17 protein-coding genes and 1 other annotated feature are annotated in these 20,423 nt (G+C 49.8%); of the genes, 6 read left to right on the forward strand and 11 right to left on the reverse strand.

Features of this window, described 5'->3' with window-relative positions; all coding sequences use genetic code 11:
• Positions 1-210: 210 nt before the first annotated feature.
• The 7 genes from trpA to I2D83_RS10895 form a co-directional block, all read right to left on the reverse strand.
• Positions 211-1,017, reverse strand: coding sequence for a tryptophan synthase subunit alpha (trpA, locus tag I2D83_RS10865; protein ID WP_181828504.1), 807 nt, complete (start codon positions 1,015-1,017; stop codon positions 211-213).
• Entirely contained in the window at positions 1,017-2,210 is a 1,194-nt protein-coding gene (trpB, locus tag I2D83_RS10870) for a tryptophan synthase subunit beta (RefSeq protein WP_180777330.1), read from the reverse strand. The genes trpA and trpB overlap by 1 nt, the downstream gene beginning before the upstream one ends.
• Before the next feature lie 13 nt (positions 2,211-2,223).
• Positions 2,224-3,591: a bifunctional indole-3-glycerol-phosphate synthase TrpC/phosphoribosylanthranilate isomerase TrpF gene (gene trpCF, locus I2D83_RS10875; protein WP_205948081.1), complete on the reverse strand. Its 1,368-nt coding sequence runs from the start codon at positions 3,589-3,591 to the stop codon at positions 2,224-2,226.
• 7 nt (positions 3,592-3,598) lie between these two features.
• The gene (trpD, locus tag I2D83_RS10880; protein ID WP_043881760.1) at positions 3,599-4,597 is read right to left on the reverse strand and encodes an anthranilate phosphoribosyltransferase; all 999 of its coding nucleotides are present in this window, start codon (positions 4,595-4,597) and stop codon (positions 3,599-3,601) included.
• An 83-nt stretch (positions 4,598-4,680) separates the two neighbouring features.
• Positions 4,681-5,259: a glutamine amidotransferase-related protein gene (locus tag I2D83_RS10885; RefSeq protein ID WP_015730465.1), complete on the reverse strand. Its 579-nt coding sequence runs from the start codon at positions 5,257-5,259 to the stop codon at positions 4,681-4,683.
• On the reverse strand, positions 5,259-6,821 hold the full coding sequence (locus tag I2D83_RS10890) for an anthranilate synthase component 1 (protein ID WP_180776831.1): 1,563 nt from the start codon (positions 6,819-6,821) through the stop codon (positions 5,259-5,261). Before I2D83_RS10890 ends, I2D83_RS10885 begins: the two co-directional genes overlap by 1 nt.
• A gap of 31 nt (positions 6,822-6,852) precedes the next feature.
• Positions 6,853-6,957: a sequence feature (Trp leader region), on the reverse strand.
• Positions 6,958-7,118: 161 nt separating this feature from the next.
• The gene (locus tag I2D83_RS10895; RefSeq protein ID WP_181828507.1) at positions 7,119-8,156 is read right to left on the reverse strand and encodes an AraC family transcriptional regulator; all 1,038 of its coding nucleotides are present in this window, start codon (positions 8,154-8,156) and stop codon (positions 7,119-7,121) included.
• A gap of 313 nt (positions 8,157-8,469) precedes the next feature.
• Here I2D83_RS10895 and I2D83_RS10900 point away from each other — a divergent pair, with 313 nt between their 5' ends.
• Positions 8,470-10,308 (forward strand): glycosyltransferase family 2 protein, encoded by a 1,839-nt coding sequence (locus tag I2D83_RS10900; RefSeq protein ID WP_205948082.1) that lies wholly within the window; start codon positions 8,470-8,472, stop codon positions 10,306-10,308.
• A 103-nt stretch (positions 10,309-10,411) separates the two neighbouring features.
• Positions 10,412-11,296, forward strand: coding sequence for an RNase RNM (rnm, locus tag I2D83_RS10905; protein ID WP_181846737.1), 885 nt, complete (start codon positions 10,412-10,414; stop codon positions 11,294-11,296).
• A gap of 31 nt (positions 11,297-11,327) precedes the next feature.
• Here the strand turns inward: rnm and I2D83_RS10910 are convergent, their stop codons facing one another.
• A complete protein-coding gene (locus tag I2D83_RS10910; RefSeq protein ID WP_181846738.1) occupies positions 11,328-12,086 on the reverse strand; it encodes a hypothetical protein in 759 nt (252 codons plus the stop codon).
• 278 nt (positions 12,087-12,364) lie between these two features.
• Between I2D83_RS10910 and I2D83_RS10915 the strand changes: the two genes are divergently transcribed.
• Entirely contained in the window at positions 12,365-12,985 is a 621-nt protein-coding gene (locus I2D83_RS10915) for an L-threonylcarbamoyladenylate synthase (RefSeq protein ID WP_180776829.1), read from the forward strand.
• 181 nt (positions 12,986-13,166) lie between these two features.
• Positions 13,167-14,051 (forward strand): 23S rRNA pseudouridine(2605) synthase RluB, encoded by an 885-nt coding sequence (gene rluB / locus I2D83_RS10920; RefSeq protein WP_015840244.1) that lies wholly within the window; start codon positions 13,167-13,169, stop codon positions 14,049-14,051.
• Positions 14,052-14,132: 81 nt separating this feature from the next.
• On the opposite strand, the gene cobO is transcribed toward rluB, so the two are convergent.
• Both cobO and I2D83_RS10930 read right to left on the reverse strand, forming a co-directional pair.
• Positions 14,133-14,723 carry a cob(I)yrinic acid a,c-diamide adenosyltransferase gene (cobO, locus tag I2D83_RS10925; protein ID WP_205948083.1) on the reverse strand — a complete coding sequence of 197 codons (591 nt, stop codon included), beginning with the start codon at positions 14,721-14,723 and terminating at the stop codon, positions 14,133-14,135.
• 18 nt (positions 14,724-14,741) lie between these two features.
• Positions 14,742-15,503: a YciK family oxidoreductase gene (locus I2D83_RS10930; RefSeq protein WP_205948084.1), complete on the reverse strand. Its 762-nt coding sequence runs from the start codon at positions 15,501-15,503 to the stop codon at positions 14,742-14,744.
• Positions 15,504-15,860: 357 nt separating this feature from the next.
• On the opposite strand from I2D83_RS10930, the gene sohB reads away from it, so the two are divergent.
• On the forward strand, positions 15,861-16,907 hold the full coding sequence (gene sohB, locus I2D83_RS10935) for a protease SohB (RefSeq protein WP_180776825.1): 1,047 nt from the start codon (positions 15,861-15,863) through the stop codon (positions 16,905-16,907).
• A 55-nt stretch (positions 16,908-16,962) separates the two neighbouring features.
• On the opposite strand, the gene I2D83_RS10940 is transcribed toward sohB, so the two are convergent.
• Positions 16,963-17,232: a YciN family protein gene (locus I2D83_RS10940; RefSeq protein ID WP_180776824.1), complete on the reverse strand. Its 270-nt coding sequence runs from the start codon at positions 17,230-17,232 to the stop codon at positions 16,963-16,965.
• A gap of 405 nt (positions 17,233-17,637) precedes the next feature.
• On the opposite strand from I2D83_RS10940, the gene topA reads away from it, so the two are divergent.
• Entirely contained in the window at positions 17,638-20,238 is a 2,601-nt protein-coding gene (gene topA / locus I2D83_RS10945) for a type I DNA topoisomerase (protein ID WP_182099697.1), read from the forward strand.
• The last annotated feature ends 185 nt before the right edge of the window (positions 20,239-20,423 follow it).

Consider the following 20,423-nt stretch of genomic DNA (forward strand, 5'->3'; position numbering starts at 1 on the left):
GCAGTTTAAAAAGGAATGGCTAATTAATTTTTTCTTTAATGTGAAATTAAATAATTATTTCAATTTGAAAACATTTCTTACAATTATAATGGGTTGGACATTAAATAATAATTGCAGATATTTCAGGTTAATTAAATAAGAAATAAATTGAAACATTATTCGACGCGCGATACGGCTTGCGTTAAGCACAAATCGCGCGCCTGAAAAGTGTTATGAGCGCGTAGCGGCTTTCATTTCACTCACAAAGGTGTGTAACTCTGACAGCATAACGTCAGGCTGGTTCAGATTCTTTTCGATAATCCGCACGATCGCCGAGCCAGAAATGGCACCCGCAGCGCCTGATGCTAACGTTTCCCGCACCTGAGTAGGATCGGAAATACCAAATCCTTGCAGCGGAGGGGCAGCATGGTACTCGTTCAGTTTGGCTACCAAATGATTCAGCGGCAGTTGGGCGCGCTTTTCTGCCCCGGTTACGCCCGCACGCGACACTAAATAGGTATAACCGCGGCCATAGGAAGCGATCTCGCGCAGCAGTTCATCGTCAGCATTGGGTGGACAGATAAAAATAGGAGCAATGCCATGCCGCAGCGCAGCCGTACGGAAAGGCGCTGACTCCGCCACTGGAACATCTGCCACTAACACCGAATCAACGCCAACCTGCGCGCAGCGTTGATAAAACTCATCAATGCCGTTGCTGAAGACCAGATTGGCATACATCAGCAGGCCAATCGGGATGTCCGGATATTTCTGACGAATGGTTGCCAGCATTTCGAAGCACTGGCCGGGGTTAACGCCGGCAGCAAAGGCGCGCAGGTTGGCATCCTGAATGGTTGGGCCATCTGCCAGTGGGTCAGAGAAGGGCACGCCTAACTCCAACGCATCGGCACCGGCGGCAATCAGCGTGTCGATAATTTTCAGAGACTGCTCGGGGGAGGGATCGCCCAGTGTGACAAAGGGAACGAACGCGCCTTCCTTTTTCTCTGACAGGCGATTAAACAGCTGTTGATAACGTTCCATTAGATTTCTCCCCGATCTTTCAAAATATCATGCACGGTAAAGATGTCTTTATCACCCCGGCCGGACAGGTTGACCACCAGCAGTTGCTCTTTCTCCGGTTCCGCTTTAATCATCTTCAGGGCGTGTGCCAGCGCGTGAGAGGATTCCAGCGCGGGGATAATGCCTTCACTGCGGCAGAGCGTTTTGAATGCATCCAGCGCTTCGTCATCGGTAATCGAGACATAGTCAGCGCGGCCGATGCTGTTCAGGTAGGCGTGTTGCGGGCCGACGGACGGGAAATCCAGACCGGCGGAAATAGAGTAGGACTCTTCAATTTGTCCGTCGGAGGTTTGCATCATGGGGGACTTCATACCGAAATAGATACCGAGGCGACCGTGTTTTAACGGTGCACCGTGCTGCCCGGATTCAATGCCCAAGCCGCCAGGTTCAATGCCGATCAGACGGACACTGGTATCGTCGATGAAATCAGCAAACATCCCAATCGCGTTAGAGCCACCGCCGACGCAGGCCAATACCGCATCCGGCAAGCGACCTTCTTTTTCCAGAATCTGGGCTTTCGTCTCTTCACCAATCATGCGTTGAAATTCGCGCACGATAGTCGGGTAAGGATGCGGGCCTGCCGCTGTTCCCAGCAGATAGTGTGCGGTTTCATAGCTGCCAGACCAGTCACGTAGCGCTTCGTTACAGGCATCTTTCAGCGTGGAGGAACCGCTGTGAACCGGAATCACTTCTGCACCCATCAGACGCATACGGAAGACGTTCGGCGACTGGCGCTCAACATCTTTTGCTCCCATATAAACGCGGCATTTCAGGCCGAGAAGGGCGCAAGCCAGCGCTGTCGCGACACCGTGTTGGCCTGCACCGGTTTCAGCGATGATTTCGCTTTTACCCATGCGCTTGGCCAGCAGAGCCTGCCCGAGCACCTGATTGGTTTTGTGCGCGCCACCGTGCAGCAGGTCTTCGCGTTTCAGGTACAGCTTGGTTTTCGTCCCTGCGGTCAGGTTTTGACACAGGGTTAACGCCGTTGGACGACCCGCATAGTTTTTCAGCAGATCGGTAAATTCAGCCTGAAATTCAGGATCTTTTTGTGCATTGACGAAAGCCTCTTCCAACTGGCGTAATGCCGGCATGAGGATCTGCGGAACAAATTGTCCGCCGAATTCACCGAAGTAAGGGTTGAGTAATGTCATAATTTTCCCGTCTGTTTTAGCGCTGCGGCTGACGTAATGTCGCAAAAACCGCAGCAATTTTATGTGAGTCTTTTTTTCCCGGTTCGCTTTCTACCCCGGAATTGAAATCCAGTCCTGCGCAACCTTGCTGTGCTGCCAGCGCGCAGTTATCGCTATTTAGGCCGCCGGCTAACACCACGTTATCCAATGATTGATTCGCCAACAGCGACCAGTTGAAGGTTTTCCCGCTGCCGCCCTGACCGTTGTCAAACACGTAGCGATCGACGTGGGTGAGATTACGCGCTGGCAGGGTGTCCGCGATGCTCAACGCTTTCCAAATCTGGCAAGCCGCAGGGAGTTGCTGGCGTAGCTTGTCGATCGTCTGTTGATCTTCATCGCCGTGTAGCTGAACGGCCGCTAGCCCCAACTGCGTCGTGATAGCAACGATGTGTTCGACAGGCGCATTACGGAAAACGCCGACATAGCGCAGTGGAGCGCCTGTCATCACGTCGGCGGCGTGTTTAGCGTCAACATAGCGTGGTGAACTGGCGACGAAGATTAATCCGCCGTAGAGCGCACCGGCTTGATAAGCCGCTTGAGCATCCTCGGCACGCGTCAGGCCGCAGACCTTGTTTTCTCCCAGAATAACGCGGCGTACTGCGCCGTTCAGATCGGGTTCTGACATCAGCGAACTGCCGATCAAGAACCCCTGGGCAAAGGCGCTGAGTTCACGAATCTGGGCATGTCGGTTGATGCCGGACTCGCTGATCACTGTGACACCCTCGGGCAGCCGTGGTGCGAGCGTCCGGGTGCGGTTAAGATCAATGGAGAGATCGCGCAGGTCGCGGTTGTTGATTCCGACAACGCGTGCTTCCAACTGAATGGCCCGCTCTAGCTCTTCTTCATTACTGACTTCCGTCAGGACACCTAGCTTCAGACTGTGTGCCACGTCGGCCAGTTGCAGGTATTGCTCGTCGTCCAGCACGGATAGCATCAGCAGAATGGCATCGGCCTGATAGTAGCGGGCCAGATAGATCTGGTAAGGCGAAATAATAAAGTCTTTGCACAATACCGGCTGATGTACTGCCGCACTCACCTGCGGCAGAAAGGCGAAGTCACCCTGAAAATATTTCTCGTCGGTTAAAACGGAAATCGCGGACGCGTAATCTTTATAGACCTGGGCAATCGCTACCGGGTCGAAATCGTCGCGAATCAATCCTTTCGACGGCGAGGCCTTTTTGCATTCCAGAATAAAAGCGGGCTTATCCTGTTTCAGCGCCTGATAAAAGTCGCGCTGGCTGGGAACAATTTCATGCTGAAAAAAGTCCAGCGGCTGTGCTTTCTCTCTCTCCGCAACCCAAAGCGCCTTATCGCGCACAATTTTATGTAATACGGTTTCCTGCATGATTCCCTTACCCTCTCGCGGACAGTGCGATAACGCGCTGATAAGCCTGTCCACTATGAATGACTTCAAGCGCCTGTTGCGCATTCTGGCGCAAATTTTCTTGTCCGAATAATCTCAGGAGCAGCGCAACATTGGCGGCAACCGCAGCAGCGTGCGCGCGTTCACCTTTACCTTGTAGTAGTGACGCGAGAATGTCACGGTTTTCTTCTGGCGTACCGCCTTGTAATGCCGACAGCGAATACGTATCCAGTCCGAAATCGCGGTGCGTCAGTTCGTAGGTTTCGATCTCGCCATTGTTTAATTCAGCCACCTGTGTCGGCGCATGAATGGCGACTTCATCCATCCCGCCGCCATGCACAACGGCGGCACGCTGGTAGCCCAGCACCTTCAATGTTTCGGCGATAGGCCGAACCAGTTCAGGGCTATACACGCCAATCAGCGCCAGCGGCGGACGAGCGGGGTTAACCAGTGGCCCCAGCACGTTGAAGACGGTGCGGGTTTTGAGCTGCTGGCGCACTGGCATAGCATGGCGGAAACCCAGATGATATTGCGGGGCAAACAGGAAACACACGCCCAAATCGTCCAGCGCCTGACGTGAATCCTGCGCGCTCATGTCCAGCTTAATACCGAAAGCAGAAAGCAAATCGGATGAACCGGAACGGCTGGAGACGCTGCGGTTGCCGTGCTTGGCGATTTTCAGGCCGCAACTGGCAGCCACGAAGGCACTGGCGGTTGAAATGTTGATGCTGTTCGTACCGTCACCGCCGGTGCCGACGATATCGGCAAATAAATAGTCAGGGCGAGGGAACGGCTGTGCATCGGCCAGCAATGCGGTGGCGGCACCGGCGATTTCATCGGGATGCTCGCCGCGCACCTTCATGCTAATCAGCGCCGCTGCCAGTTGGCTGGCTTCCAGTTCGCCGCGAATAATGGCACCAAACAGCGCCTGACTTTCCTGACGGCTGATGCTTTCTGCACGGTATAATTTTTCCAGTATATTTTGCATGGTGACGACATCCTGAGCAGTAGACGGTTCCCGGGTCTTAGAAGATGGTTGCGTAGAAGACAGTTGCATAATCGTATCCCTCGTTAAGCCAGCGCCCAGTCCAGCGTTTGTTCCAGCAGTCGAGCGCCGTGCGTGGTCAGGATCGACTCCGGGTGGAATTGGAAACCGCAGACGCGATCGGCGTCGTTACGCACGGCCATCACCATCGTGTTGAAGTGTGCGTTGACGGTCAGCGTAGAAGGAATACTGCTGCCGACCAGCGAGTGGTAGCGGGCGACCGGTAGCGGATGCGGCAGACCGCTAAACATGCCGCTGGCATCGTGGTCGATGGCAGATGCTTTGCCGTGCAGGATTTCGCCTGCCTGACCGACATGGCCGCCGTAGGCTTCCACAATGGCCTGATGGCCGAGGCAAATGCCGATAATCGGCAACTGACCGCGCAGACGTTGCAGTAGTTCCGGCATACAGCCCGCTTCGGCTGGCGTACCGGGGCCGGGGGAGAGCATCAGAATCGGTTTTTCCATTTGCTGTAACCGCGCGATGATCACATCGGCAGGCAGATGGTTACGGTAAATCACGACCTGATGACCGCTGGCACGCAGTTGATCCACCAGGTTGTAGGTGAATGAGTCGATATTATCGAGCAGCAGGATGTCGGCCATCAGAAAATCTCCTTTGCATGGTGCGCACTGGCAATCGCTCGCAGTACGGCCCGGGCTTTATTACGCGTTTCGTCGGCTTCAGCCTGAGGGTTGGAATCCAGAACCACGCCCGCACCCGCCTGAACGGTGGCAATACCGTCTTCGACATAGGCGGAGCGAATCACGATGCAGGTATCCAGATCGCCGTGAGCGGTAAAATAGCCCACCGCGCCGCCGTAGCTACCGCGGCGAGTTTTCTCACTCTCGGCAATCAACTGCATTGCCCGAACTTTCGGCGCACCGCTCAGCGTGCCCATATTCATGCAGGCGCGGTAGGCGTGCAGCACATCCAGATCTTCACGCAGCGTCCCCACCACGCGAGAGACCAAATGCATGACGAAGGAATAGCGGTCAACTTTGGTCAGATCGGCAACGTAACGGCTGCCGGGCTGACAGATGCGCGCCAGATCGTTACGGGCTAAATCCACCAACATCAGATGTTCAGCCAGCTCTTTATGGTCGGTACGCATTTCTAACTCAATACGGCTATCGAGATCGCGATCCAGCGAACCATCGGCGCGGCGACCACGCGGGCGGGTACCCGCAATCGGGTAAATTTCGATTTGGCGGCTGTCGGCATCGTATTTCAGTGAGCTTTCCGGCGAGGCGCCGAACAGCGTGAAGTCCTGATCCTGCATGTAAAACATGTAAGGACTCGGGTTGTTATCTTTCAGCGTTTGGTAAGCGGCCAGCGGTGAAGGACACGGCAGAGAAAAACGGCGTGACGGCACGACCTGGAAAATTTCACCGATGCGGATGGCTTCCTGCATCTGGCTGACAACCTCGCCGAAGGCTTCATCGCTCTGATTGCAGCTCAACGTCATATTCTCGATGGACTGACGCGGCAGTGCGGGAGCGGGCTGGGTAAGCTGAAACTGTAGCTGTTCCAGACGCTGTTGCAGCCGCTGCTTTTCGCTGTGGTTTGGCGTAAACAGGCTGGCTTGCAGCGCGGTCACGCGTTTTTGGTGATCGAGCACCAGCAGTGTTTCTGCCAGATAGAAGCAAAAGTCCGGGCAGCGCTGTTGTTGGCTCAGCGTGGGTAACGCTTCAAACCCGGCAACCAAATCGTAGGCAAACAGGCCACCGAGGAACATGGCTTCACGCTCCTCTGCCGGGCTGGCAACCAGCGTCAAAATTTGACGTAAGGCATCAAAGACCGACAGCGAACGCAGACGAGCGTCTTCATCTTGCATGACGTCTGCCAGTGGAAAAGTGAGCTCACGACCGTTCGGACGCGGTTGATTAATAATTTCCGCTGGCAGTGCGGCATCCAGAAGCGGCAGGAGGCTGGCACCGTTCGCCGTTAATGCCTGAATGGAAACGTGCTGGCCCAGCGCAGTAATGCGTAGCGCGCTATCAACGATTAACAGGCTTTTCAGGTTTTCCTTACTGTCGATTTCAGCCGACTCTAACAGCAACGTGGCTGGTCTGGCACCGCAGAGCTGATGGAAGATGGCGCTGGGGTCGTTACGGTAAACGGCCTCGGTACGCAGCAGTTCCAGTTTAGGTTGTGTTGTTTGCATTCTTGCTACCCGTTTAATGTTGTGCCCATCAAATAAAAAGCCCGCTTAGTTAAGCGGGCCTGGGAATATCTGCATGTGTGATAACAGCGATGCGTGATTAGTCCACCCGCGATAGGGAAGAGTGCCACCAACCATGCTTCATCATTTTCTGCGTTGCCATTATCATCATCTCGCTGTTTGTGTTCGGATTACTGCGCTGAGCTTGTGTACTAGTTAACTGGTTCGTCGATAAAATGTCAACACCTGCAATAGGATTATTTTATCCATGCTTTACGTCATAAAAAGGCAGCAGTTATGTCATTTCATGGGCAAGCATGCCTTCCTGCCACCTCTCTCGCGAAAGAATCCAGGAGATGACCTGAACCAGCGCAGGCATGCTCGGTGGAAGCTGCTGAGCTCTTTATATCCAACCAATTCAGCAACTTGAGAAAGTGGGTATTGGCTATATATGAGGTAATATTCTGCAAGATTCATTTTTACTTCCTCAAGTATATCCTTGAAATAAGCCCCTTCTTCTTCCAGACGCCTCTGCAATGTCCGTGGAGTCATAAAGAGGTCAGATGCGACAGAATGAATATTGCATGAACCGGTTTCTAGTCTTTTGCTAATGCTGTCTCTTACCCGGCCCTTTATTGTTTTATTAAAAAGAATGTCGATCAAGCAGGTTGCGTGTTTTTCGTGCAACTTGAAAAGTGATGCATTGGACGTAACTAATGGCATTAACAGTGTTTCTGCATTCAGATAAACACGATTTCGATCTGTGCCAAAGGTCATTGGGCAAGCAAATAGCGTTTCGTATTTTCTTATGCTATAGGGTTGTGGATAACTAAACTCCATGGCAGAAAAATGAGTAAAATTAGCCGCAGTGAGCCACTGGCAATAAGCCAGTAAACTGGCGACTGTTAATTCATGAAATTGACGGATGATTTCGTTGTTTTTATCTTGTGGATAGAGATAAGTAAATCCAATACAGTATGTTTTTGTGTTTTTTTTATCTAACGTTAGTTGGCATCCGCTGTATAACAGTCTGGAAAAACGGCAAAGGCATTCAAGCGCATGTAATAGATTGTCACTACTCATCATAATGTAATTAACAATGTCATAATCACCAGGATGAAAATATTCATAAGATAGTAGCCCAAAACTTTCTTTTCCCTGGCTGGCATAGGCAATGTCAAGCAACGCTTGAATGTTATAAACACTGGTGAATTCATCATCACTTTCTTCACCCCTGTCACGTATTGTTGTATCGTTTGATAGTGCGTCTACGTTTACCCCTTCCTTTTTTAATATAGTCTCTAATGATGTTATATATTTTCTTCTTATTAAATACATGATGTAATACTCCTTGTTTTATTGTTTTTATCTCATCCAATAAGTAACTTCATGAGATAAAATTTAATTTATCAAAAATGTCATTTAATGGCAAAACAGTGTCATTGATAAGTATTGTCATATGTGGGGTTTTTTGACATAGATAATCAAAATAATGTCATCGTTTGTCATTAATCATAAGTTGGCGAATAAGTATATTAATACTGCGTTAACCATGAAGGTTATAATCATTAGGGTGTTGTAATGTCACTACATTATTTTGTGAAAATTATCATTCCCTGATTATTTCAAATTTTTTTAATGGGATTTTTTAATGTTTGAATTTATCTCTCTTGATAGAGACGGGATTTTATATATTGCAGCTTTTTTGGTGATGATAAGATCTGTGTCACTATATATTTTTTCAAAAGGAAACTATGGTGAGAAGGCCAATGTCAACGTATTGATGCTGGTTTTTTTTCTGTTATTTATGGCGGCATCTTTCCTGTCATCGTGGCCGCTTATTTATTTTTTGGTACTGTTCTTCGTCGGCAGTATGATCTCTTTCACATGGTACAGATACTCAGGAATGATAACCCCCTTCGGTTCGGGTCTTACAGCAATTAGTACTACTTTGCTTTTATGTCTGCTCAGTTATGTATTTTCTTTTTATGAGATGTTTGTCGAACATGGCCTTCAGGCTATTTTTATTACTATCTTTTCATTTTCAATAATAACGTCGATTTATTCATTTTACTATTCCCCGTTTTCTCAAAACTCTTTGTTTTATCTTAATTTTAAGCGAAATAAAAAAGTGGCGCATATTCAGGATTGTAGTGAGATATATTCACCAAAAGTCACTATTCACCTGCCTTGTTATTCAGAGCCGCCTGAAATAGTAATTAATACACTTAATAGTATTTTTGCATTAGATTATGACAATTATGAAGTTATCGTCATAGATAATAATACTCAGGATGAAGCACTCTGGAACCCCGTAAAAAAGCATTGTGACATGTTGGGTGAGAAATTCAGATTTTATCATATTCCTGTACTTGCAGGAGCAAAAGCTGGAGCGCTGAATTACGCATTAAAAATTACGTCTTTTGATACTGAGTTAATCGCTGTTATTGATGCAGATTATATTACTGAGCCAGATTTCATTCGACGTTATGTCAGAATATTTAAAGATGAAAACGTCGGCTTTGTTCAGACTAGCCATGATTACTATAATCATCAATCAAGCCATGTTATGGAAGGTGCCTATTACTTTTGGACATTATTTCATAAAGTAGAGCTGCCATCATATACAGAAATTAACTCTGCATTTACCGTCGGGACGATGTGTATTTTGAGGAAAAATATATTGGAGAAGGTAGGAGGATGGGATGAAACCGCATTGACAGAGGATTCCGAGCTTGCAGTGAGAATGCATGCGCAAGGATATATAGGTTATGTATTTGCCGACACAGTAGGAAGAGGACTGATTCCCACCACTTTTTCTGATATGAAAAAACAGCAAATCAGATGGACTGCGGGACCTGTTCAACAATTACTTAAACATTGGCGACTGTACTTTGGTTTTTCTAGTGAAAATAAAATGACCCTCAATCAAAGAATCATGGAAATTAGACATAGCACATCTAGAGTCAAACCCATTCTTTCGCTAGTATCACTTCATATTATGGTGATGATGAGCCTTTTCCTCTTGAGTGAAAATGTTTATTTAGCTATGCCTTATGAAGTGATTTTTTTCTTTTTATGCATGTTAATAAGTGCCTTTATTGAAAAAATGGCCTGTTTTAGAATGCTTAATTGCTCAAGGGTTCTTTCTGTTTTTTATTATGGGATTATGGCTCGGGCGTTAGAGTGGACTTTTATTTACGGAGTCATTTCATCTCTGTTTGGTCTTTCAATAAAATGGGACAGGACAAATAAATTTGAAAATTCGAAGAGCATTAAACGTGCATTGCTAGCATCAAAAACAGAGGTGGTAATGAGCAGCTTTTTTTTCTTATATTCGTTTTTTTTATTATCTGGGAATCATTCTGGCTATAATGATTTTGTTTTCCTTACAGGTATTGCATGCTTTGTTAAAGGGATAAGTTTCCTGTGTGCGTTGTTTGTGGCTTCCTTATTGGAAAACAATTTGCGTATCTTGGAAGTACCTTAAAAATCTCGCAGGAAAAGGAGAGAAAAGGGCACTTATAGATAGATGAGAATTACCCTTTTCCTCCCATTGATGGCATCATGCGGTCTTCGCATTATTCTTGTTAATGGATAGGCTTGTGCCAGAAGATTCTCAACCGATATCGTCGTTCCCACTTTATGATTTGCATAGCCATACCACGGCATCTGACGGTCTTTTAACGCCGACGGCGCTGGTCAGTCGCGCGGTAGACATGCGGGTGAGCGTGCTGGCGATTACCGATCACGACACGACGGCTGGGCTTGAAGAAGCGCAGAATGCGATTGCACAACAGGGGCTGCCGCTGAGATTGATTCCCGGCGTGGAGATCTCCACGCTGTGGGAAAACCATGAGATCCATATTGTCGGATTGGGGATGGATAGTGCACACTCAGCGCTGACGAGGTTGCTGCAACAGCAGGCGGAGTGTCGACAGAGTCGGGCGGAACAGATCGCGGCTCGTCTGGAAAAAAACCGCATTCCTGATGCGCTGGCTGGCGCACAGCGTCTGGCCACGGGCGGACAGATTACACGCGCGCATTTTGCACGTTATCTGATCGAACTGGGCATCGCGGCGAATATGAATCAGGTGTTCAAAAAATATCTGGCGAAAGGCAAAATCGGTTATGTGCCACCGCAGTGGTGCACCATACCGCAAGCGATCGAGGCTATTCATCAATCCGGCGGTGTATCGGTGTTGGCGCATCCGGGGCGCTACGATTTGACGGCCAAATGGCTAAAGCGTCTGTTAGCTACCTTCGCAGAAAACGGCGGGATCGCGATGGAAGTGGCGCAATGCCAACAGGCACCAGATGAACGGACGCAGTTGGGGCGCTATGCGCGGGATTTCAACCTGATGGCGTCACAAGGATCGGATTTCCACCTGCCGTGTGCCTGGATTGAGCTGGGCCGCAAGCTGTGGCTGCCTGCCGATGTCGAACCTGTTTGGCATCATCCCGTGTTGGTAAATTAACGCTGGCCTGTTCTCTGAATAACCGCGTGCGTTACTCAGTCATATACCTGAAAATAATATTGCTGTTGGACATTCTTTCAACTGCATTGTTGTGCATGTTGATGCCCTGAGGCTGGCTGATAAACGCCCATCCGCCCTGTCTGTTATCAAAATGCATGATGTTAGCCGCGACAGGCATTAATAAAGCATTATTGTGCTGAAAATATTCACTTTCAGTAAAAGCATCGACTTTGCTGCCTGCGATTTCGTCAATAAGGTCCGTCTGTACCTGGCTGGTTGGATGCTGATTATGAAAAATTCGATAATAATTATCGCGAGTGGGATGTTCTCTCACTTCTAACGCGCATCCATTCATGCCGGGCGTAAAGGCAAAAATCGCACTGTCGTCACGTGGCGCATGATGTGGAATTTTCGGAATATCTGTATATCCAGGCGTGACATTACCGCTCTTGAACGGGATCCAGTGTGCGTAAATGACATTTTCTGCCTCTGCCACCGTGGAAACATTGACGGGTTTGAGATGAAATTTACTATTTCCATTTTCGGATGGAATGAGGGCGAAATACCCTTTTTTAAGAACATCATTGAGCATGGAGGTAGTGCTCGTTCGATCATTACTCTTCATTACGCCTGATATATCCAAGATATTTTGCGCCAAAAATCTCTCCGGATTCGACTTGAAGTCCTTCATCGCCTGAAGTGAACCCTTTGATAAATCAGAGGTGCGTATAATATTAGCAATATCTGAAGATGCGCTTGCTTGTGCAGGGTGTGAAGCGCGGATAAACATGGTATGTCCTTTTTAAAACAAGTTAATGGTTTTATGCGTTACCCAATATCTATGAGTAGTAAAACCGGGCGGTGAGTTCCGACTGAATAAAATAAATTTTTTTACAGTAAACACGTTCTACAATAGTCAGTTAGAAGATGGAACATTCGGACTTTGTCACCGACGTGAACGCATTGCACGATGCGCACGGTTGAGGTTCGGGAGTATTGTTACGATGTTGTATGATGCGCGGTCAGGGTGCACAACGCTGCGCAATGTCAGACGTATGAGGTAGGGTCATGAGCCAGTTTTTCTATATTCACCCGCAGAATCCGCAGCCGCGATTGATCAACCAATCGGTGGAGTTTCTGCATAAAGGTGGGGTGATTGTTTATCCCACGGATTCCGGTTATGCGTTGGGCTGTATGTTGGGCGAAAAAAACGCGCTGGAACGTATCTGCCGGATTCGCGATCTGGGTAGCGATCATAACTTCACGTTGATGTGCCGCGATTTGTCCGAACTCTCGACGTATGCCCATGTTGATAACGCGGCTTTCCGGTTAATTAAAAATAATACGCCGGGCAACTACACCTTCATTCTGAAAGCGACGAAAGAAGTCCCTCGCCGCTTAATGAACGAAAAGCGTAAAACCATCGGCCTGCGCGTGCCGTCCAATCCCATCGCGTTGGAACTGCTGGCCGCGTTGAATGAACCGTTGATGTCGACAACGCTGATGTTGCCGGGAAATGATTTCGCCGAGTCCGATCCCGAAGAAATTCAGGAAAGATTGGGAAAACAAGTGGATTTGATTATTCACGGTGGCTCGCTGGGTCAACAGCCGACAACGGTTATCGACCTGACTGAATCCGCACCGCGCGTTGCCCGCGAAGGCACTGGCGATGTCACGCCATTCTTATAGAAGACGCTGCGACAGGTTGTAACAATGGGAATACAAATGGCGCGAAGATCGGTATAATCGCGCCAGCATTGAATACTACGAACGATTTTTACGTACACACTATTTTTACGTAACTAGCTGAATTTTATCAGCAGTTATGACTCCCCCCGACGCCTGGGAAGGCGACACTAGAGGTTGCTCAATGAGCGAAAAGTTACAAAAAGTTCTGGCGCGCGCCGGACATGGCTCACGCCGCGAAATTGAAGGTATCATTCAGGCTGGACGCGTCAGCGTTGACGGTAAAGTTGCCACACTGGGCGACCGCGTTGAAGTGACGAAAGCCACCAAAATCCGTATTGATGGTCATGTGGTTACCGTTAAGGAAACCGAAGAAACCGTGTGTCGCGTGCTGGTGTATTACAAACCAGAAGGCGAGCTGTGTACCCGCAACGATCCTGATGGCCGCCCGACGGTGTTTGACCGTCTGCCGAAAATTCAGGGCTCTCGCTGGGTGGCGGTAGGGCGTCTCGACGTGAACACGTCCGGTCTGCTGCTGTTCACGACCGACGGTGAGTTAGCCAATCGCCTGATGCATCCTAGCCGTGAGGTTGAGCGTGAATACGCCGTGCGGGTCTTCGGTGAAGTGGACGACGAAAAGATCAAACAACTGAGCAAAGGCGTCCAGTTGGAAGACGGCCCAGCGTCGTTCCGTACGATCCGCTATCAGGGCGGTGAAGGTCTGAACCAGTGGTATAACGTGACGCTGACAGAAGGGCGTAACCGTGAAGTTCGCCGTCTGTGGGAAGCGGTTGGCGTGCAGGTGAGCCGCCTGATTCGCGTGCGCTATGGCGATATTACGCTGCCGAAAGGTCTGCCGCGCGGTGGCTGGGCAGAAATGCCGCTGGAACAGCTGAATTATCTGCGTGAGCTGGTGCAGCTTCCGGCAGAAACGGTATCGAAGCTGCCAGTTGAGCGCGAACGTCGTCGGGTGAAAGCGAATCAAATCCGTCGTGCGGTAAAACGCCACAGCCAGATTAGTACCGCTCCGGCCCGCCGTACGTCTCCGAAACCGAAACGCAACGGCTAATATCATTATTTCTATGCTTCACGGGCAGCTTGCGCTGCCCGTTTTCATTTCACGATATTTCTTTTCTCACTGATGGCGGTTTTACCAGTCAATGCCTTGCTGTGCCTGAATCCCGTTATCAAACGCATGTTTGACAGGGCGCATTTCCGTCACGGTATCGGCCATTTCCAGCAAATCACGATGGCAACCACGACCAGTAATAATGACCGTTTGTCCGGCAGGGCGCTGCTTCAGTGCAGTGACAACGTCACTTAAATCCAGATAGTCATAACTAATCATATACGTCAGTTCGTCTAACACGACGAGATCAAGCTGTGTATCGGCCAGCATTCGTTTGCCATGCTGCCAGACATGCTGCGCTGCTTCCGTATCCGTTTGACGGTTCTGCGTCTCCCAGGTAAAGCCGGTCGACATGACCTGAAATTCCACGCCGTGCTGTTGCAACAGGTTCTTCTCACCGTTTGGCCATTCGCCTTTGATAAACTGGATCACGCCTGCTCGTAATCCGTGGCCGATTGCCCGCGTGACGGTGCCAAACGCGGCCGTGGTTTTTCCTTTCCCGTTACCGGTGAAGACAATCAGGATACCGCGCGTTTCATTTGCGGCGGCAATACGGGTGTCGACCTTTTCTTTCAGGCGTTGCTGGCGCTGCTGGTGGCGTTCATCGCTCATCGTACGTGTTCTGCTCTCTTATTCGGCTGGACCGGCTTTTCTGCCCGGCTGTGCGTCAAAACTCATCCCCGTCTTGCGGCGGCTGTCATCACCCATCAGATAAAGATACAGCGGCATAATATCTGCTGGCGTTTTCAGCCTCATCGGATCTTCATTGGGGAACGCCGATGCACGCATTCCCGTACGCGTTCCGCCGGGGTTAATACAATTCACGCGCAGGTTTTGTGAGCGATATTCTTCTGCCAGTACTTGCATCAGGCCTTCTGTCGCGAACTTGGATACGGAGTAAGCTCCCCAGCCAGCTCGACCTTCGCGACCTACGCTCGAACTGGTGAAAACCAGAGACGCGCAAGATGATTTCAATAACAGCGGCAGCAGCGCCTGTGTCAGCATGAAGGTGGCGTTGACGTTAACCTGCATAACCTGATGCCAGATCTCTGGCGTTTGCTGTGTGATAGGCACGATTTCCCCGAGCAGCCCGGCGTTGTGAAGAACACCGTCCAGATGCGGTACAACCTGTGCCAGTTCGTCAGCCAGTTGAAAGCACTGTGCGGAGGATAAGGCCAGCATATCGCAGACCACAACGTGTGCTGGCGTACCGTGTTCCTGCTCGATTTGCTGTTTAACCGCCTGAAGTTTACTTTCTGTTCGTCCTAATAAAATGACGTGTGCCCCGTAGCGAGCGTAGGTCAACGCGGCTTCCCGGCCAATGCCGTCACCGGCACCAGTGATCAGAATGATGCGGTTTTGCAGTAAATCGATTTTAGGCTGGTAATGCACAATGAATTCCTCTTGCCGTGGCGCAAAACAGCCACGCTTCAGATAATGAACCTGCCATTGAGTGTCGGCACGGCGAGATGTATCGGGGCGTACCGCTCAGAACGCCAGATGACGGCGCATCCGGGCAGGGTGAATGGGGGTGTTATGCCTCAAATGTCGTACGTTTTCAATGAGACTGTCTCTATTTATCCCTGTGCTGTTGTAAAAATCAGCAATAGGCATAAAAAACGCAGGAATAACATCGCCATATTGCGTGCCATCAGTTAGGTTATAGGAAGGGTATGGCGCACGACGTCAATGCCACGGTTGGTGAGTAAACCAACATTAATTAATACGCAGTCAATGAGGACGGTGTTTGTGGAATTACTTTCTCTGTACGGTTTATTCCTGGCTAAGGTACTCACTATCGTGGTGGCTATTGGTGCGTTAGTCGTTCTGGCATTCGGGATGACGCAGCGTAAGCGCCAGCATAAAGGTGAGTTGCAGGTCACGAATCTGGGCGAGCAATATCAGGAAATGCAGCGCGAAATGCAGACTGCCTGTATGAGCGACACCGAACGTAAGCTGCTATCGAAACAAGAAAAGAAGAAAGACAAAGAAACCGCGAAACAAGATAAACAGCGCGCCAAACGTGGTGAAGAGAAAAGTGTCAAACCGTGCCTGTACGTTCTCGATTTCAACGGCAGTATGGATGCGGGCGAGGTCAGTTCACTGCGCGAAGAGATTTCCGCCGTACTGGCTGTCGCGAAGCCGCAGGATGAAGTGCTGTTGCGTCTCGAAAGCCCCGGTGGTGTGGTGCACGGCTATGGGCTAGCGGCTTCGCAATTACAACGTTTACGTCAGGGCGGTGTGCGTTTGACCGTAGCCGTGGATAAAGTGGCTGCCAGCGGTGGTTATATGATGGCCTGCGTGGCTGACCGTATTGTAGCGGCTCCTTTTGCGATTGTGGGTTCTATTGGTGTCGTGGCACAAATTCCCAATTTCCACCGTTTGCTGAAAAACAAAGACATTGATGTTGAGCTGCACACCGCCGGTGAATTCAAGCGTACGTTGACGCTGTTTGGTGAGAATACCGAACAAGGCCGTGAGAAATTTCGCGAAGATCTGAATGTCACGCATACGCTGTTTAAGGATTTTGTGCAGCAGATGCGCCCTTCGTTGGATATTGATTCGGTTGCGACAGGAGAGCACTGGTTTGGCACGCAGGCGAAAGATCTGGGATTGATTGACGCCATTGGCACCAGTGACGATCTGCTGATTGCTGAAATGGCCAGCCATGAAGTATTAAGTGTGCGTTATACGCGCCGTAAACGCCTGTTGGATCGCCTGACGGGCAGCGCTGGGGATACGGCAGAACGACTGATGCTGCGCTGGTGGCAACGTGGTTCAAAGCCCCTGTTGTAATCGCTCCAGTTAAGCACTACACGATCAAATGCCCGCAGTTCGCGGGCATTTGCTTTTAATCAATCAGATAATATTTTTCGGATAAAACATGTGCAAGATGCTTGAACATGTTAAATACCGCAGTGCTTTTTAAGGTTGGCATTCCATTCTCATCGAGAAAAAACTCACCGCGAAAAACCAGCACGCCGTTTTTTTGTTCTACGCTATCAGCGACCATGCCATGCAAATAGTCATCGTGATGTTTAATGATGTCATTGGCTTCAACTAATAAGCTCTGGCGGTCAATAGGACGCTTTTCTTCGTTAACCTGATGTTCAGGTGACATGATTCTTACTCCTGTACTCACCCTTGAAAAGGGGGTAGTTGCACGCAATCTACAATGCGCGGTCTATCAACGGAATGCGATTTATTAACGACGTTACTTCGAAAACCGATACCGCTATTTCAACAATCAATAGGGCTATTTCAAATAGTCGCATCAAGGGAAAGGGTACTGCGATACGGTTTCAGCGTAAAGGGTAGATTATAATGCAAATGGGCTACATTTTAGGGGCTTACCTGCCGATATTCCGTATGGCAGGAAGCGGATAAAACCGGATTTCCATGCTAATTAGGTTGCGTGGCAGTATTTATCAGGTAGAGTGTGGGATTTTGCGCAGTCAGTAGAATCCGCTCTGGATGCCCCGAAAAATATCTGATTTTCAGAAGAATTCAGCAGGTAATAGTACATATGGGTAAAGCTCTCGTTATCGTCGAGTCCCCGGCAAAAGCCAAAACGATCAATAAGTATTTAGGCAATGACTACGTGGTGAAATCCAGCGTCGGTCATGTACGCGATTTGCCGACGAGTGGCTCAGTCAGTAAAAAGAGCGCGGACTCAACGACTAAAGATAAAACGAAAAAGAAAGTCAAAAAGGATGAAAAATCCGCGCTGGTTAATCGTATGGGCGTCGACCCTTACCATGGCTGGCAAGCCAACTACGAAATACTGCCGGGTAAGGAGAAGGTTGTCTCCGAATTAAAAACGCTGGCGGAAAATGCCGACCACATCTATCTCGCAACCGACCTTGACCGCGAAGGGGAAGCCATTGCCTGGCACCTGCGGGAAATCATTGGTGGTGAAGATGAGCGTTTCAGTCGCGTGGTGTTTAACGAAATCACGAAAAATGCCATTAAACAGGCGTTTGAAAAGCCAGACACGTTGAATATTGATCGCGTTAATGCACAGCAGGCGCGTCGGTTTATGGATCGCGTGGTGGGTTACATGGTATCCCCGCTGCTGTGGAAAAAAATCGCCCGCGGCCTGTCTGCCGGACGCGTGCAGTCGGTTGCGGTTCGCCTGATTGTCGATCGCGAACGCGAGATCAAGGCGTTTGTGCCGGAAGAATATTGGGAACTGCACGCCGATTTGCTGGCAGGCAGCGATATTCAACTGCAAATGCAGGTAACGCACCATAGCGGCAAGCCGTTTAAACCGGTTAATAAAGAACAAACACAGGCTGCGGTTAGCCTGCTTGAAAACGCCCGCTATGTGGTTGCCGATCGTGAAGATAAACCGACCAGCAGCAAACCGGGCGCGCCGTTCATTACCTCAACGCTGCAACAGGCCGCCAGTACACGCCTTGGCTTTGGCGTGAAAAAAACCATGATGATGGCACAGCGTCTGTATGAAGCGGGCTACATCACTTACATGCGTACTGACTCAACGAACCTCAGTCAGGATGCCTTGACGATGGTGCGTGGCTATATTGGCGAAGAATTCGGCAAACGTTATCTGCCCGAATCTGCGAACCTTTACAGCAGCAAAGAAAACTCTCAAGAAGCGCACGAAGCAATTCGTCCTTCCGATGTTGGCGTGCTGGCCGACAGCCTGAAAGATATGGAAACCGATGCGCAGAAGTTGTATCAGTTGATTTGGCGTCAGTTCGTCGCCTGTCAAATGACACCTGCGCAATACGATTCCACCACGTTAATCGTGGAAGCGGCCGATTATCAACTGCGTGCGAAAGGCCGTACGCTGCGTTTCGATGGTTGGACGAAAGTCATGCCTGCGCTGCGTAAAAATGATGAAGATCGCACGCTGCCAACCGTGGCGGTGGGCGAAGCGCTGTCACTGCAGAAACTGCTGCCTGGACAACACTTCACTAAACCGCCTGCACGTTACAGCGATGCATCACTGGTTAAAGAACTGGAAAAACGCGGTATTGGTCGACCTTCTACCTACGCGTCTATTATTTCAACCATTCAGGATCGCGGCTATGTTCGAGTGGAGAACCGCCGTTTCTACGCCGAGAAGATGGGCGAAATCGTTACCGATCGGCTGGAAGAAAACTTCCGCGAATTGATGAATTACGATTTCACCGCGCGGATGGAAAGCCGTCTCGATCAGGTCGCCAATAATCAGGCGGAATGGAAAGCGGTGTTGGATGAGTTCTTCAACGAATTCAGCCAGCAGTTGGAAAAGGCAGAGCAGGATCCGGAAGAAGGCGGCATGCGTCCCAATGCGATGGTGTTGACCAGCATTGACTGTCCGACGTGCTCTCGCAAAATGGGGATTCGTACTGCCAGCACCGGGGTGTTTCTGGGCTGTTCCGGTTATGCACTGTCGCCGAAAGAGCGCTGCAAAACCACGATCAACCTGATACCGGAAAACGAAGTGCTGAACGTGTTGGAAGGCGATGATGCTGAAACCAACGCGCTGCGTGCCCGTCGTCGCTGTGAAAAATGTGGTACGGCGATGGACAGCTACCTGATTGATAATCAGCGCAAGCTGCACGTTTGCGGGAATAACCCAGCCTGTGACGGGTATGAGATCGAAACCGGCGAGTTCCGCATCAAAGGCTATGATGGCCCGATTGTTGAGTGCGAAAAGTGTGGTTCCGAGATGCATCTCAAAATGGGACGCTTCGGTAAGTACATGGCGTGCACCAGCGAGACGTGTACTAACACGCGTAAGATCTTGCGTAATGGCGATGTTGCGCCACCGAAGGAAGATCCGGTGCCGTTGCCTGAGCTGCCTTGCGAGAAGTCCGATGCTTATTTCGTGTTGCGTGACGGTGCAGCAGGGGTGTTCCTTGCCGCTAATACGTTCCCGAAATCTCGTGAAACGCGGGCACCGCTGGTAGAAGAATTAGTGCGCTTCAAGGATCGTCTGCCGGAAAAACTGCGCTATTTGGCGGAAGCGCCAGTGGTCGATAAAGATGGCAACAAGACGCAGGTGCGTTTCAGCCGTAAGACCAAACAGCAATATGTCTCGTCAGAAAAAGACGGCAAGGCAACGGGCTGGTCAGCGTTTTATATCGATGGCAAATGGGTTGAAGGCAAGAAGTAACCACCTTCTGCCATCTTACGCATAATCCCGTTATGTGTGAGCAATAGCGACATCAAGCCAGCCGCAAGGCTGGCTTTTTCGATCGCAGAAAATCTCCAGATAAAACAGAGGTATGAAGATTGTCCTGCGGTAGCATGAGGATTGTTGATCCGTGATAGAGAATCATGCGGTTTACCTCGGTGATA

This window comes from Pectobacterium aroidearum (genome assembly GCF_015689195.1).
GTDB lineage: Bacteria > Pseudomonadota > Gammaproteobacteria > Enterobacterales > Enterobacteriaceae > Pectobacterium > Pectobacterium aroidearum.